Below are 16318 nucleotides of genomic sequence, written 5' to 3'. Positions count from 1 at the left end.
TCCTGTCGAAGAAAAACTAATGATTAGTCAGTTTTTGACGTTCGATTATGAAAAAAACAATACTCCTTTCATTTGCATTCATTTGTTTCACGAACCTGACCGTTTTTGCTCAACAAACCACAGAGTATGTCTGGTGGAATCCGGCTCAGTCTATGTTTCCGGTTATCGAAGGCCAGGGTTGGTCGGGTCAATCGATTCAAAAGCCGTATGATCGCCTACCTGCTCAGGCCGAGAAAAGCGTCCGAAAAGAAGTCTGGAGTTTATCGCACAACGCAGCGGGACTTCTTATTCGATTCAGAGCCAGCACCGATCAGGTTGTTGTTCGCTATACGGTAAGCGGAAAACAGACGGCCCTCCCACACATGCCCGCAACCGGCGTTAGTGGAGTTGACTTATACGCCGTCAATAGCGACGGCAATCAGCTTTGGTGTGCAGGGAAATATACATTCGGGGATACTATTCAATACCGATTTACCGGCCTCGAACCCAATGATCCTTATCACCAGAAAGGACGCGAATATCGGCTCTATCTCCCGCTTTATAATTCTGTTAGCTGGCTCGAAATTGGCGTCCCCCAAGGTGTAACGTTCACGCCATTAGCCGTTCGAAATGATAAACCAATCGTCATTTATGGAACGTCTATTGCTCAGGGTGCCTGCGCATCGCGGCCAGGTATGGCCTGGACCGCCATTTTAGGTCGGAAACTGGATCGACCCATCATCAACCTGGGCTTTTCGGGCAATGGCCGATTAGAGAAAGAGGTCGTTGATCTATTGCCCGACATCGATGCTAAATTATACGTCTTAGATTGCCTCCCCAATTTAGTCGCTACAGTCGGCATCAAACCCGACGAGATAAAAAGCCGCATCATTGAATCAGTCAAAATGCTCCGGCAACGAAAACCATTAACGCCTATTCTCCTGGTCGAGCATGCGGGCTACACAGAGGGATCGTTGAATCCAACCCGGCGACAACTGTACACGGAGGTGAATGAGTTGATGCAACAAGCCTTTGCCCAGTTGAAAAGCGAAGGTGTCCAAAAACTGTATCTTCTTCCCAAATCGGCCATTAATTTGAGTAATGACGCGATGGTAGATGGTACGCACCCAACTGATCTGGGTATGCAGCAGTATGCCGATGCTTACGAACGCAGCATTCGCCCGATTCTGAACGAACCTGTTGGCGAAATTTCTACGATGAAGCCCATCACACAATATCGCGACGCACGTAATTACGATTGGGAAACCCGTCACAACGATATTCTGGCCCGCCTGAAAACCAAACCGCCACGAATCCTTTTCTTCGGCAACTCGATCACACATTTCTGGGGAGGAGAACCCAAATCAACCCCGGCAAATGGTGTTGACAGTTGGAACGCCAGCATGGAGCCGTTAGGCGTACAAAACATGGGTTACGGCTGGGATCGAATCGAAAACGTTCTGTGGCGCGTCTATCACGGCGAACTCGACGGTTATTCACCAGCTCAGATCGTCCTGATGATCGGCACGAATAACCTCCAATATAACACCGACTCCGAGATTAGTGAAGGGCTTGGCTTTCTGGTCCGTGCCATGCAGGCCCGGCAACCTAACGCAGCCATTTTGATGATTGGTATATTGCCCCGTCGGCAAATGGAAGCGCGTATTGCAGCCTTGAATCAGCGTATTGCTCAGGTCGCTGGCGAAGTGAACGCTACGTTTATCCAGCCAGGCACCGTATTTCTAAAGCCCGACGGAAAAATTGACGAGTCTTTTTTCAGCGACGGGCTCCATCCAAATGCCGAAGGCTATCGTCAATTCGCAGCCAAGTTAGTACCGTATCTGAAAGCACCAGAGCCAGCACCTAAAGCACGTAAGTAAAGAAAGCATTGAATGTAGTCTCAGGACTACGCCGAACAGTCATGTTATGCAGGGATCAAAGCCAGATTATCAGAATTTAGGGTTGTCAACTATAATGGGGACTCAACTTAGACTATTAGTTGAAACGCAGCTATTAGCAGAGTTAACTAACTATGGACTAGAGACTAATAATCTAAAATTTGATTGGTCAGGCAGTTGCATTCAAGGACATGATGCTAGTTATTTAGATGGGCAACTGGAAAATTTTTCTGGAATCTTCCTCTTTGATACAAACGACCAATTAATTGTAGATGGTTGGATGGAGTTTATCCATGAGGGAAATTTCTTTTTAGCTTACTGGGAGTTTATAGCTGTGTGGGAAGAGCAAAAGAAGGTTTTCGAAAAAGCAAAGCCTGGTATTCCAGACCATATTTGGCAACAAATTCCAGATGATCTTAAATGGAACTACGAAAAAGAACGTTTATGATCAAAACGCTTCCAAAGCAAATAGTATTCACATGGTTGAGGTTAGTAATTCGCGGCCAAACTATTACCCTACTTGAAAGCGCAGGAGCCGAGTGTGAAAGAGAAGAAATAATCTTTAGGGTGCATCCCAATCGGTATGCACCCTAAAGATTTAGCCTTTACAGCCCCGAGATTATTCGAGCATAGACATTGTTAGACAAATTACTATCGTAACCACTGGTCTGATCATTGGCTACGTTTATCGTGATACTAGACACGCTACCCGAGTTAGCCGTTGTCCGACGAACCGTAAAGCCTAAATTCATCACGCCATTGGCCCCGATCCGCTGTCCATCATTGACCCTCACGCTCAATTGCTGACTCGTGGCTGGCGTATTTAATTCCCATTTATTATTGTCTACCGAGACTGCGCTTCCTCCTGAGATTGTAAGGCTGGTTATAGACGTACTGAAGCCTATCGTATAACCCACTGGCACAGTAATCGTAACGACAATTGCGCCCGCATTAGTGGGTACACCATTGACTTCCTGTACAGTTACCAACAACTCCTTACTGCCATTGACCGGAAAGTTCGCATCGGGCAGGTTTATGATAGGCGATAAATCGGGGCCTTGCACAGCGGTTACGCTCACCAGAACAGTTTGACTACAGCCTACCCCATTACTGGCTACTACAGTAAAACTCTTTACGCCTGCCGAAGTCAGACTGGCTGCTACAGTCGAGTTGGTGGCTGAAGTCGTGAACGCTGCCCCAGTCGGTGCACTCCACTGATAGCTTGCGGCTCCAGAAGCTGTCAAATTCACAATACTTCCGACATTGGCCAGCGAGGTAGATACCGAAGCTGACGCTGTTGGTGATGCAAACAGAGGAACAGTTGGGGTGGTAACTGTACAGCCAAAGATATCCGTAACCTTCGCCGAATAGACGCCCCCCGTTGTTGGCGAATAGGTTAGCGGCAATCCGCCCCATTTTTGAACTCGGTAATTATTAGCTTCGGAGACATAGATGGCCCCAGCGACGTCCAACGTCACGCCATAGGCATAGCTCATTTGATTGGCAGCCGATCCTATCCCATTGCCACCTGCGACGGTCACGCCCGATGAGGCACCTGCCGCCCATTTCTGTACCCGAAAATTAAGTCGATCAACTACATAAATCGCGCCGACAGCATCAACATATAAGCCATTGGGTTGATTAAATTGGTTAGCCGCCGAACCCTGTCCATTGCCGCCCGCTACGGTCGTGCCCGATGATGCGCCAGCCATCCACTTCTGAATCCGGTTATTCGAACGATCAGTTACGTAAATCGCACCTAATGCATCTACCGAAATACCCGTTGGATAATTGAGTTGATTGGCCGCCGAACCCTGTCCATTGCCGCCCGCTACGGTCGTACCCGATGTGGCACCGGCCGCCCATTTCTGTACCCGATGATTATTGGCATCAGTAATAAACATGTTTCCAAAACCATCCATGTATATGCCAGTAGGAGAATTAAGCTGATCGACCGCTGAGCCTGCGCCATTGCCGCCCGCTACAGTTACGCCCGATGTGGCACCTGCCGTCCATTTCTGAATCCGATGATTGCTCTGATCGACCACGTACATTGCCCCCGAGCCATCTACATACACAGCGTACGGAAAATTAAGTTGATTGGCCGCCGAACCTGCGCCATTGCCGCCCGCTACGGTTGTACCTGATGTGGCACCTGCCGCCCATTTCTGAATCCGATGATTGTTTTGATCGACCACATAAATTGCTCCCGAGCCATCTACATAGATGCCCATTGGAGCATTTAACTCGCTAGCCGATGCGCCTTGCCCAGTCCCTGCAACCAGTACACCTGACGTAGCCGATTGCGGGGTACTGGTAAAAACTACCGTAGCCTCCTTATACCAATCTAATCGACTAATAGGCATAGCACTCCCGACTGCCAGATTAGCCACGCCTATGCAACTACTCAGCGCTGTATTAACCAGGCTAGTGCTGAACGTCCCGCAGTTAACCGTTACGTCCACCGTGTTATTACCCGCACACCCACTCGTTGTTCCTGTTACAGCATACCTGGTTGTGACGGATGGGGTCACAACGATAGTACTGCCACTTTGCCCCGTTGACCAAACATACGATGTTGCCCCTGAGGCCGTCAACGTGGCACTTTGTCCGTTGGAAATGGTTGGTGTAGCTGGGCTGATCGTTACGGTGGGAGCGCCTGTCACGGCTACTGCATTTGTTGTAGCGGAGAACCCATACATGTCCGTTATTTTGGCAGTATAGCTTCCTCCAGTTATAGGTGAATACATCAAACTGACGCTGCGCCACCTCTGGATACGATGGTTATTAAAATCAGCTACATAGATTACGCCTACCGCATTGACATACACCGCATAAGGATTGGCTAGCTGGTTGGCCCCGCTTCCTGCTCCATTACCGCCAGCCACAGTCGTACCCGATGTAGACTGGGTCGAGTTAGCCGGGAACTGCTGAATTCGGTGGTTATTCTGGTCGGCTACATAGATTGCTCCATCACTATCCACAAATACGCCCGTTGGATTATTTAGCTGCGTGGCCGTTGAGCCAGAGCCATTTCCGCCAGCTACGGTCGTGCCCAATGTGGCTCCCGATGCCCATTTCTGAATTCGGTGGTTATTCTTATCAGCTATATAGATGGCTCCTGTTCCATCCAGAACCAGCCCTGTTGGGCTGTCTAGTTGATTGGCGGCCGAGCCGGAACCGTTACCACCTGCTACAGTAACACCCGACGATGCCCCCGTTACCCATTTCTGAACCCGGTGGTTGTTCTGGTCGACTACATAAACCGTTCCGGCTCCATCTACATAAATCCCAAAAGGGCCATTGAGCTGATTGGCGGCCGAGCCAGAGCCATTGCCCCCCGCTACAGTCACCCCCGATGATGCCCCCGGTTCCCATTTCTGAACGCGGCTGTTGAGATAATCCGTTACATATAGCGTTCCAGAGGGCGTTACAAACAAACCAGCCGCATAGTTGAATTGATTAGCCGCCGATCCAGCCAAACCTCCGGGATCTCCCGCAACAGTCACACCCGAGGTAGCACCCGGTGTCCACTTCTGAATCCGGTGGTTGTCGTTGTCAGCCACATAGACCGCGCCAGAGGCATCCACTGAAACACCAGTCGGATTGTTGAGTTGGTTTAAGCCAGTTCCTTCGCCGTTGTTACCTGCAACCGTTACGCCTGCGCTGGTGGATTGGGCGCTACTGGTCGAAACCAGCGTATTATCTTTATACCACGCTACTTTCGTCAGAACAGATGCCGTACTAATAATCAGACTAGCGGCTCCAACACAGCTACTGAGTCCAGCATTGCTCAACGTTCCGGAGGGCGATACGCCGATTAACATACTAGCTGTACCTGAACATCCGCCCGCTATACCTGTCACCGAATAAACCGTAGAGGCAACTGGCGAAACAGTAATACCAGTCCCCGTCTGCCCCGTCGACCAGGTATATGACGTAGCCCCCGATGCCGTCAGGACAGCATTTTGCCCGCCAGTAATGACGGATGTACTTGGGCTAATCGTTACGATAAGGTTGTTTACGGTGATAGCGTTAGTTGTAGCCGTATATCCGGTCACATCAGTAACCCTGGCCGTGTAAGTACCCGTAACCATAGGCTGATAGGTAGACACGCGAGTAGGTGCCCATTGCTGAATGCGGTTATTGCCTGCATCGGCTATGTAAATGGTTCCCGACCGATCGACTGCCACTCCACTGGCATTGTTGAATTGGTTGGTCGCCGAGCCTTGTCCATTGCCGCCCGCTACGGTCGTGCCCGATGATGCGCCGGGAAGCCACTGCTGAATGCGATTACTGGCATCCGAGATATAGATAACACCTTCTCCGTCGACATAGACACCCGATGGGTTATTAAGTTGGTTCGGAGCCGGGCCATAACTATTGCCCCCGGCAACGGTCGTACCCGACGATGCCCCCGGTTCCCATTTCTGAACCCGATGATTATTATAGTCGGCCACGTAAACAGCGCCAAATCTATTTACATATACACCCGTAGGCCAATAGAGTTGATTAGCTGCCGAACCGGCGCTGTTTCCTCCGGCTACTGTTACCCCTACCGTAGCATCTACGGCCCATTTCTGTACCCGGTGATTCGAATAATCGGCGACATAAACAGTCCCAAAGGCGTCGACGGATACACCTACCGGGAAATTCAATTGATTGGCCGCCGAACCAACCCCATTCCCACCAGCCACCGTCACGCCCGATGTAGCACCCGGTATCCACTTCTGAATTCGATTATTATTTCGATCGGCCACATAGATGGCGCCAAAGGCATCGACAGCCACTCCAGCAGGGTTATTTAGTTGGTTGGCTGCCGAACCAGCGCCATTTCCTCCGGCCACCGTCACGCCAGAGGTTGCTCCCGGTGCCCACTTCTGAATCCGGTGATTGGCTTGATCGGCCACATAAACGGCACCGGCTCCATCTACATACACCCCAGCAGGAGTACTCAGTTGATTAAGCCCTGACCCAGCCCCGTTGCCACCCGCTACACTTGTTCCTACAGAGGCACTCTGTGGCAAGCTAGTCGTCAGGAATATTGACCCGTTATACCAGTCAATGCGGGTAAGCGTCGACGAGCTGGCAACCGACAAACTAGTCACCCCTACACAGGTAGAAGCTCCCACATTGGTTATGGTCATTTTGGGTATAACGCCCACCGTAACACTGGCACTGGCTCTCGTAGAACATGTGGGTGTTGTACCGATTACAGAATAAACGGTTGTATAGGAAGGCGAAACCACAATTGAGCTGCCGGTCTGTCCTGTCGACCAGCTATAGGATGTAGCTCCTGATACATTCAGGGTAGCACTCTGTCCCGCATTGATGCTGGGCAAAGTCGGACTAATGCTGATCGTAGTCAGCGTAATCGTAATAGCACTGGTTGTCGCGGTACAGCCATAAGCGTCCGTAATTTTGGCGGTGTAGCTTCCCGCCGTTGTGGGCAAATAGGTTGGGGTCAATGAGGCCGGTGCCCACTTCTGAACCCGGTAATTCAGTTGATCAGCCACATAAATAGCGCCCGATGCATCCACATGAATCCCTGCAATAGCCCTGAACTGATTAGCCGCAGTGCCATACCCATTGCCACCCGCTACCGTTACGCCAGAAGTGGCTCCCGGCACCCATTTTTGAACCCGATTATTGTCGCTGTCGGAAACATAAACTCCCCCAAACGCATCAACATATAAGCTCTGAGGGCTATTGAGTTGATTAGCCGCCGAGCCAGCGCCATTACCACCTGCCACCGTCACGCCAGAAGTGGCCCCTACAGCCCATTTTTGAACCCGGTTATTATCCCGATCCGATACATATACGGCTCCCGCGGCATCTACCCACACATCAGTTGGGCTATTGAGTTGATTAGCCGCCGAACCCTGTCCATTGCCGCCCGCTACGGTTGTACCTGAGCTAGCCCCCGATGCCCACTTCTGAATCCGGTGATTATCCCGATCAGCCACATAAATCGCGCCCGATGCATCCACATAAACGCCAACTGGATTGTAGAACTGATTGGCCGCCGAACCAAAACTCGCTCCACCTGCCGCCAATGTTGACTCAAGCCCTCCGCCATTTGCCCACTTTCTGATACTGGCATAACTGGTAGTATAAAGAGTGCCCGCTCCATCCAGAAATACATCAGCCGGAGAAATGAGTTGGTTGGCCGCTGTCCCCTGCCCATTGCCACCACCCACTGTTGTGCCCTGTCCATTATTAGGAGACCATTTCTGAATCCGGTGATTGTTCTGATCTGCAATGAAAATGTTTCCTGTCCCATCGACATACAAACCAGTAGGCAGATCGAGTTGGTTAGCCGCCGAACCCTGCCCGTGGCCGCCCGCCACCGTTGTAACCGATGCAGCGGCCTGCGGCAGAGCCGTATAGACCAAGGTCGTACCGTTGTACCATTCAACCTTACTAATCGGGGTTGAACTACTGACCGACAAACTAGCAGCACCAACACAATTACCGGCATTTGTGTTGACCAAACTCACCGTAGGCGTTGTGCAAGCTGCGGGCCGACTCGCAGCTGCAGACGTCCGCATGAAGCCGTTCGAAGTTGCATAGGTTAATGCAGAGCGGGAATGCCCAGGGCGATTTTCTGCCTGGACTACCGTAGTACCTCTTAGCACGAACAGACTGATAAGTACGAAAAAATACCAGTGCTTTTTGAAAAGATTGGGTAGTGTATTAGCGTTCTGACGCGACAAAAAACTACCTGACAGGTTAGCCGATAACGTTGTTAAAAAAGAGGAAGATGTTCGATTCATAACCTACTGTTTTCAGGGAGAATACGGATTGAAAACAGCAAGGCAAGTCTACCTCTGCCTGGTCAGAACGAGGTGGAGGATTCTGTCAAATAGGTGGAGGATTATCCCAAATGCCGGAAATTGGCCGGAGAAACGCCAAATTCATCCGAAAACTGCCTGCTGAAGTACTTCGGATCATCGAAACCAACAGCGTAAGCCACTTCCGAAATGTTTAGCTCGGTAGAGGTCAGTAACTCTTTCGCTTTGCCCAATCGAAGCATCCGAACATAGCGAACAATCGGCATTCCTGTTAAGGCAACCAACTTCCGATGAAGGGTCGAACGACTCATTCCCATTTGCAAACAAAGTTCGTCAATAGAGAAATAGGCATTCTCCGAACTGTGGCTCCAGCAACGACCGCAACCTGCGCAGAAACTGATCTTCCAACGATTCTTCGCCGTCGGGAGCAGGCCGTTCGGGCGGTGTGGGTTGCAGTACCAGCTGACTGTAGTGACGTTGCAGAACGCGCCGGGACTGGAGCAGATTGCTGAGCACTACGGTTAGTTCTTCCCGCTGAAAGGGTTTGGTCAAATAGGCATCGGCACCCCGTCGGAGGCCAGCAACCCGGTCGCTAAAGGAAGCACGGGCGGTGAGCAGAACAATGGGTATGTGGCTGGTCCGAGCATCATTTTTCAGCGTATCACAGACTTGAAACCCATCTTTCTGGGGCATCATCACATCACTCAGAATCAGATCGGGTATTTTGTCGATCGCTAGATCGATACCCGCCTGACCATTATTGGCCCGACTAATTCGGTAGTCCGTCTCAATACAGGAGATAATATAGGTCGCTACGTCCTCATTGTCTTCTACCAGCAACAGAAGTGGTTTATCATCAGCTCCCTCTTCCAGCGAATCGACCACATCAAGCCTGTCGGAACTAGTAGTAATGGTCTTGGCTACGGATACCGACGCCAGAGGAGCCTGATGAGTCTGACGCAACTGAATAACAAACTCCGCTCCCTGACCAGGTAAACTGCGCACCGCCAGTCCGCCCTGCATGAGCATCACCAGTTCACGCACCAACGAAAGGCCAATGCCCGTTCCGCCAAGTTCAGCAACTGGCTGGTTCGCCACCGCGTCGGTCGACTGCTGAAAAAATCGATCGAAAATCCGTGGAAGGTTATCTGTGTCGATGCCTGGCCCGGTATCACGCACGCAGATGGAGAGCCAGGATTCACCCAGTTGCCGGATTGGCGCAATTGCTTCGTAATAGCCTCTACTAGTGAGCGAATCATTCGTTTCCTGCGTCGTTAATTTCAGATAAACGTGACCATCTGAGGGCGTAAATTTGATGGCGTTCGTTAGTAGATTGGACAGAATATCCTGGAGCTTGTCTTTGTCAAAATCAATTTCCAAGCTTTGAGCATCTGTCTGGAAATGCACCTGAATAGCCTTAAGCGCACCCATCGTGTGAAACGACTCAGCGATGTAACGGGTAAAGCTAACGATGTCGGCCCGAATGGGTTGCAGATGCATTTCGCCCGCTTCGAGTTTGGAAAGATCCAGAATCTGGTTGATTAGTCGTAATAGGTTGCTACCGTTACGTTCGATGAGGTCCGCAACCCGATGACTTCGTTGTATAAGCTCGTCTGTTTTATACCGTTTTATCTCCGAGGCCATACCCAGAATAACCGTTAAAGGCGTCCGAAATTCGTGGGAAATATTGGCAAAAAAGCGCGATTTGGTCTCATCGAGCTGAAGAAGCGTATATGCCTGTTGTTCAATCAATTGCTTATCTTCTTCAATTTGGGCCGTAGCCTGTTTAATCTCGCTTTGCAGCCGAAGCTGTTCCTGCTGATGATTCCAGATACGCCACTTCAGCCAAGCCCAGATGCCAGCTAGTAGCAACAGAATCGACAAAACGATGAACCAGACTTGCAGGTAAACGGGTCGTTGTACCTCTACTTCGATCCGTAGCGTATTGGCCGACCATTGCCCGTTGGCTGCCTGCCCCTTGATCAAAAGCGTATGGGTGCCGTAGGGTAAATTGCCCAGCCGCAACGAGGACTCTGTTTGCTGAGTCCATGTGTTGTCGAGACCGTTGAATTGGTAGGCATATACATTCTTTTCGGCATCTGTGAAATTTAGCAGGGCAAAATCAAGCACTGCCGTCTGATCGCCGGGTGGAATAACAATCCGGTTGGTGTTTACGAGTTCTTCTGTTTTATCGATCAGTTGATTGCGCGAATTATCGAGTTGCCTGAACGATACCAGGCGAATAGGCAGTGGAACGGGTGGTTTTTCGGCATCAAAATTCTGAGGATCAAAGAAGGTAATGCCATTTAGTCCTCCGAAATAAAGCCGACCAGCTTTGTCCTGAAAATGGGCAATCCGATTGAATTCATTGTGGGTGATGCCGTCCTGCACAAAATAGGTTCGGGTGGTCAGGCGAACCGGATCAAATTGCATAATTCCGTAGTCGCTACTGAGCCATAATTTTCCTCTTTGATCGGCATAGACAGCATAGATATTGTTATTGGCTAGCCCTTCACTACGTCGGAATTGCTGGTACTGATGCTGTTGTCGATCCCAGCGAATCAGACCTGAGTTAGCCGTGGCTAGCCAATAAATCTCGTTTACATCCTGATAAACATGCTGATAACTGTCGGCAGGCAGGTAAAAATCGTCTTTCCCGCCACTCCAGTAACGAGCCGTAACTCCTTTGGCTGGGTCAAGCGTGTATAAGCCAGTTCCTGAACAAACCCAAAAGATACCCCGACGATCGGGAGCGATATGGAGTATATGCGACTGAGCAAGTTCAGTAAACTGATTATACTGCATAAATGGCTTTACCTGCCCAGTTTTAGCCTGGATCAGCCAAAGCCCAGGACGGCCACCGGCTATCCATCGATCGGCCTGCATCGGACAGATCGTCCAGAGCATGTTCGTCTGCGGCAGTGCCGAGAGCCTATGCGTACCCGTTTTGAGATCATATTCCAGAAATTGGTTTCCGGCACCCAGCGCGAGCTTATCGGGTTGGATCGTGGTCAGCGCCACCATCGGATCATAGGGTAAATGATCAACTAACTTTTTGATGGTACCACCTGACAGATTACTCGTGTAAAGACCGAATTTCTCAAGATTAGCGTAAACCTGATTCCCGATTACGGTAACCCCACGAATCGCAGCTATTTTTTCGCTGGTGAGGTTGGCATCATAAAATAATCGGTGAAAATGATTTTTTGCGACGTTGACCTGGTACACCCCAAAGCTGGTGCCTAGCCACATTCCGCCGTTACGATCCCGAAAAAAACTCCGATTCTCAAGCGTTTTACCCGATAGCTGATTGGTTATGTCAAGCAGGGTTCGATTGGTTGAATCGCGCAGGCAGGTTCCATCCCACCGGAGTCCGGTATGATCAAAAGCGTAGCAGATCGGGTAAATATTTTTCCGTACGAATGGCTCACGGAAAGGCGGCATCTGACGCTGATTACCAGACTCATCGACGCAATACAACGTAAAATTTGTCTTGTTCGGTAGCCCGTCAGTAGTTAGGTAGAAAAACTCAACACCCGCGTTCTGTTGTCCCAAACAGGGTACAATTTCCTGTTGTGCATGCCGGAACTGATGTACTACCTTACCCTCCGCTGTTAGTTCGATTAACTGGTTCGCATCGGCAACTACCCAAACCGTATTTCGGGATGTTGTCTTGACTACGTCGAGTGTTTTATACTGCGGTAGTTGAACATAACGCAGCCCGGATTTGGGATGATAGGAAGCTAATACCCCTGGAGACCGGTTTGTAAAAAAAATATATCCATCCGGGCTGCCGACCAGGCGTTGATCACGGGTTGACAATCGGGAAACTAGCTGTTTTTTGAATTTCTCCTCGAATGAACTAGTCGTACCATTCAACGGATTAAACAGCGTTATTCTCGATTCACCATATGGGCCCATGAGCCATAACAATCCATCGGCATCCTGACTAATAGACTGTATATCGTCAAAATCCAGCCCGTTACGATCTTTTGTGAAGGTAGTAAACGTTTTTCCGTCGAAGCGGCTCAAGCCAAACTTGGTACCGAACCACATAAACCCTTGCCGGTCCTGAAAAATGGCATTTACCTCTCGGTGCGCTAAGCCATTCTCCGGCCCATAGTGTTTCACCCAGGCCACATAGGGCTGCGCTTCGGCCAGTGTACCTAGCCAAAGAAGTAAGCCCAGAAGAAGACTACCAATTTTCAGGTTATTCAATAATGCCAGCAAAAGAGGATACGGGTTAGCTGGTTTACGAATGGCAAACGTAAAAAAAAGGCAAATCTATCCTCTTTGTAGAGAATAGATTTGCCTAAATTGTTAGACGTATAAAACCCTATGACCAGGAAACAGATAACGCTTTCGTTACGAATCGATTAGCTATGGCCATTTTTTAGGACCAAACTACAGATTGTCTTTTTTCATTTGACAACCTGCGCTTCGTAATCTTTCGCCACTTTACGAACACCTTTATCCTTCAGCATCTGGCCTATGCCCTCTGCTATGCTGATAGACGCTTCGATCTCGGCTTTGCGAATAGCAACGCTTTCGATATTGAAGCCGAAAGGAATAGAACGCTCCATACAAAATGTGGTCAGCTCGGAAGCAATATCAAGGCATATCTTTACCGATTTCTCAAGAATATCGTCTGACTTTTTGAGTTCTTCCTTCAATTCATCCGGCACGTGAATACCCAGCCATTCCATAAACTGGAGTGTTTTTGCTGATCCACAGGCGGTAATTGTAAAAATAACCGTCGGAGGAGAGATATTCTTTTCTGTACAACTGATTACTAGATCTTCGATAACCTGCTTTGCGTAGTCAAGATTGAAAATGCACTGTGAAATAAAGTACGATACACCACTACTCATTTTATCCAGTATCCTAGCATCCTCATCCTTCAACAGGTTATGCCGCTCGGGGATGGTTACGGCACCGATAACGGAGGTGTCTTGATGTCTGCTCCAGATCTCGTAAGCTTCTGGCAGGCTCGTTTTTACCGGATAATCTGGTGCTGGTACACCAACAAAAACAGGATAGAAATTCTGGTTATGTAGCTCTTCCAGCCAATCCGATAGCTCTACGGGAGAAAATTTTCCGGCAGGACGATAGATGATTTTCGGAATGTTTAACGAGCCTAGATGTGTAGAGGCAAACTCAAGCGGATCAAGCGCATTTAAAAATGGGAAGGGCCTTTCTTCTTTCGTTCGGGCCGACTCATCCTGGACATCATACACCACAAGTGCATCGATATCCAAAGTAGTCAGTCGCTCAATTGTTTTTTGGGCAATCTCAGCAACGCGTTCGGGTGTGGTACCAACTTTGGGTGGAGTGATGCCGTAAAGTAACACGCCTGATTCGGCAGATTTGATCTTTTCTAGAAACATAAACAGTATGTAAACCAGGAATTTAGGAAATGACTTTCTTTATTTTTTTGCCTTCGGATGCGCTTGATCGTAGGTTTTCTTGAGTTGCTCGAGGCTGGTATGCGTATAAACCTGAGTGGCTGCCAGACTGCTATGCCCCAGCAAATCTTTAATGGCGTTCAGGTCAGCGCCCCGATTAAGTAGATGCGTAGCAAACGAGTGACGCAATACGTGTGGGCTTTTCTTCTCAAGCGTGGTAACGAGCGCAAGATTTTTCTTTACAATTCGCTGAATCAGAACCGGGTAAGCAGGCACACCTTTATCACTGACAATCAAAATGGTTTGATCGGCCTGACCCGAAAACTCCTTTTCTTTCAACTGATTATATTGCTGTATAAGCTCAAACAAGGGTTGGGTCAGCGGGATAATTCGGTGTTTGTTCCGTTTACCCAGCACCAGAATCGTTTTATCGTAGAGGTTCACGTCAGCGGTTTTCAGACCCGTTAGCTCGCTCAATCGAATACCCGTGCCGTAGAGTAGTTCGAGCACGAGCTTGTCACGAATGCCTTCAAACGTATCGGGGAATTCGATGTCGTTGAGCAGCATCTCCATTGGCTTTTCTTCGACATATTGCGGCAACCGTTTACTAGCTTTCAGCGCCTGAATTTTCGTCATCGGATCAAGCTCGATCACCTTCCGACGAACCAGAAAATTATAGAAACTCCGTAACGTAGCAATCTTCCGATTCACCGACGACTTGTCTATGTCGGCCTCAACCAGACTCACAATCCACGACCGAATGTGCCGAAAATCAGCCCGTTCAGGCTGGTCGACATTACATTCCGTTGCCAGAAATAAGGTGAACTGCTCCAGGTCGTTTGCATAAGCCGTAAGCGTATGATGACTCAGCCGCTTTTCGTAGCGAATATGCTGGAGGAAGTCTGAACAAACAGTTTGCCCTGCGGAATTTGTCGGATTGCCCTGGTTTTCCATTGCCAAATCTAATCTGTTTTTTGTCATGAACTGTGTCAAAAAACAAGTTTTAAGCCAAATTTTGTTTGGATAGGCTGAACCCATTGACGAATTCAATATTCTTCTTCACCACCACAAACACCTGATGCAACAACTTATTCATCACCGCCACCATCGCCACTTTGTGGCATTTACCCTTGGCCCGTAGCCGATCATAAAGCGCTTTACAGCCCAAATTGTATTTACGGGCCGAACGAGCTGCCATGTATAAAAGGCCCCGTACATACCCTAAACCCGTGCGGGCCATCCGACCACGCCGACGAACCGAACTGCCCGATTGAGTTTGACTGGGGGCAATGCCCACGAACTTAGCTACCGCTTTGGCTGACTCGAATCCAGCCAGCCCATTGGTGGCCGTGCACAAGGCTTGAGAGGAAGCCGGCCCAATCCCCTTGACCCGCTGCATCCGCTCCGAAATGGCCTGCAACTCCTGTTGACTCAGCTGATCCAGTTCCTCTTCAAAGAGCGCAATCTGAGTCAGGTAGCTCTGTTGGAGAACCAGCAGGCTAGCCTTGACTTTCTGACTGGCCCGGGGGTCGAACGACAGCGCATGAAGCTGATTAGCCACCGCTTGCTGACTGATTCGCAGGTCGTTGAGGTGTTTGTGCTGTTGGCGAAGCTGATGTAGAGACTCATCGGCCAGTTGCGAAGGCTGGGGCTGAAAGACTTGTCCGTAGCGCGCCAATAGTGCCGCATCGCTCCGGTCGGTCTTGCTGATAGACTTCAGAGTGGCGGCAAAGCCTTTGCTTTGGTTGGGCGTAAGGAGGCTAAAGGGGCGATTTTGCAGGGCTAATACCCAAGCTAATCGAGCCGAATAGGTACCTGTATGCTCGAAAATGAGGTGGCTATTGGCGGGCAGTTCAGCAGCCCATTGCTCAATGGAGTCCGCTTGGTTGGGCAGGGTTTGATAGGCCCATTGGGGTTGCCCATTGGCATCGATTCCGATTTGGTAGCTGATGTGTAAGGTCTCTTTACTGACATCAACCCCGTAATAGATAGCTGGTTGGTTCATGCTAAAAACGAAAAAAGCGGGATACTACTCATGCTCTCGACATCATTGTGAAACGGGCTATATGCCCACTGAACTGTCCGGGTTCCATGAGATTGGCTCTCCAGGCTACCGATCATGACAACCGGTCTTTTAGACCATCCCGACGTAGGTATGACCTGGAGAACCAAAGATTATTTGTTCAGAGCAAACTTACAATTCCGACGACAGGAGGAATCTCAAGCTTGATTAATAAGCGAC

At 49.6% G+C, this 16318-nt stretch carries 8 protein-coding genes; 2 read left to right on the top strand and 6 right to left on the bottom strand.

Annotated elements, in window-relative coordinates:
* The first annotated feature begins 47 nt into the window (after nt 1-47).
* Together H3H32_RS34665 and H3H32_RS34660 are read left to right on the top strand one after the other, a co-directional pair.
* Nucleotides 48-1859 (top strand): SGNH/GDSL hydrolase family protein, encoded by a 1812-nt coding sequence (locus H3H32_RS34665; protein ID WP_182460261.1) that lies wholly within the window; start codon nt 48-50, stop codon nt 1857-1859.
* Between the two features lie 46 nt (nt 1860-1905).
* A complete protein-coding gene (locus H3H32_RS34660) occupies nt 1906-2325 on the top strand; it encodes a hypothetical protein (RefSeq protein WP_182460260.1) in 420 nt (139 codons plus the stop codon).
* Between the two features lie 157 nt (nt 2326-2482).
* Here H3H32_RS34660 and H3H32_RS34655 read toward each other — a convergent pair whose 3' ends face one another.
* The 6 genes from H3H32_RS34655 to H3H32_RS34635 form a co-directional block, all read right to left on the bottom strand.
* Complete coding sequence (locus H3H32_RS34655) at nt 2483-8653, bottom strand: NHL repeat-containing protein (protein ID WP_182460259.1); 6171 nt, start codon at nt 8651-8653, stop codon at nt 2483-2485.
* Nucleotides 8654-8754: 101 nt separating this feature from the next.
* Nucleotides 8755-8982 (bottom strand): helix-turn-helix domain-containing protein, encoded by a 228-nt coding sequence (locus tag H3H32_RS37700; protein WP_240543585.1) that lies wholly within the window; start codon nt 8980-8982, stop codon nt 8755-8757.
* A gap of 22 nt (nt 8983-9004) precedes the next feature.
* Nucleotides 9005-12901, bottom strand: a complete 3897-nt coding sequence (locus tag H3H32_RS34650) for a hybrid sensor histidine kinase/response regulator (protein ID WP_240543584.1) — start codon at nt 12899-12901, stop codon at nt 9005-9007.
* 191 nt (nt 12902-13092) lie between these two features.
* Nucleotides 13093-14058 (bottom strand): methylenetetrahydrofolate reductase, encoded by a 966-nt coding sequence (locus H3H32_RS34645; RefSeq protein ID WP_182460258.1) that lies wholly within the window; start codon nt 14056-14058, stop codon nt 13093-13095.
* 39 nt (nt 14059-14097) lie between these two features.
* Nucleotides 14098-15030 carry a tyrosine-type recombinase/integrase gene (locus tag H3H32_RS34640; protein ID WP_182464577.1) on the bottom strand — a complete coding sequence of 311 codons (933 nt, stop codon included), beginning with the start codon at nt 15028-15030 and terminating at the stop codon, nt 14098-14100.
* A gap of 49 nt (nt 15031-15079) precedes the next feature.
* Entirely contained in the window at nt 15080-16081 is a 1002-nt protein-coding gene (locus H3H32_RS34635) for an IS110 family RNA-guided transposase (protein ID WP_182457633.1), read from the bottom strand.
* Nucleotides 16082-16318: the final 237 nt, after the last annotated feature.

This window comes from Spirosoma foliorum, assembly GCF_014117325.1.
In the GTDB taxonomy this organism is placed as follows: domain Bacteria; phylum Bacteroidota; class Bacteroidia; order Cytophagales; family Spirosomataceae; genus Spirosoma; species Spirosoma foliorum.
The sequence above is the reverse complement of the archived record's forward strand: the minus strand, read 5'-3'. Positions and strand labels throughout refer to the sequence as shown.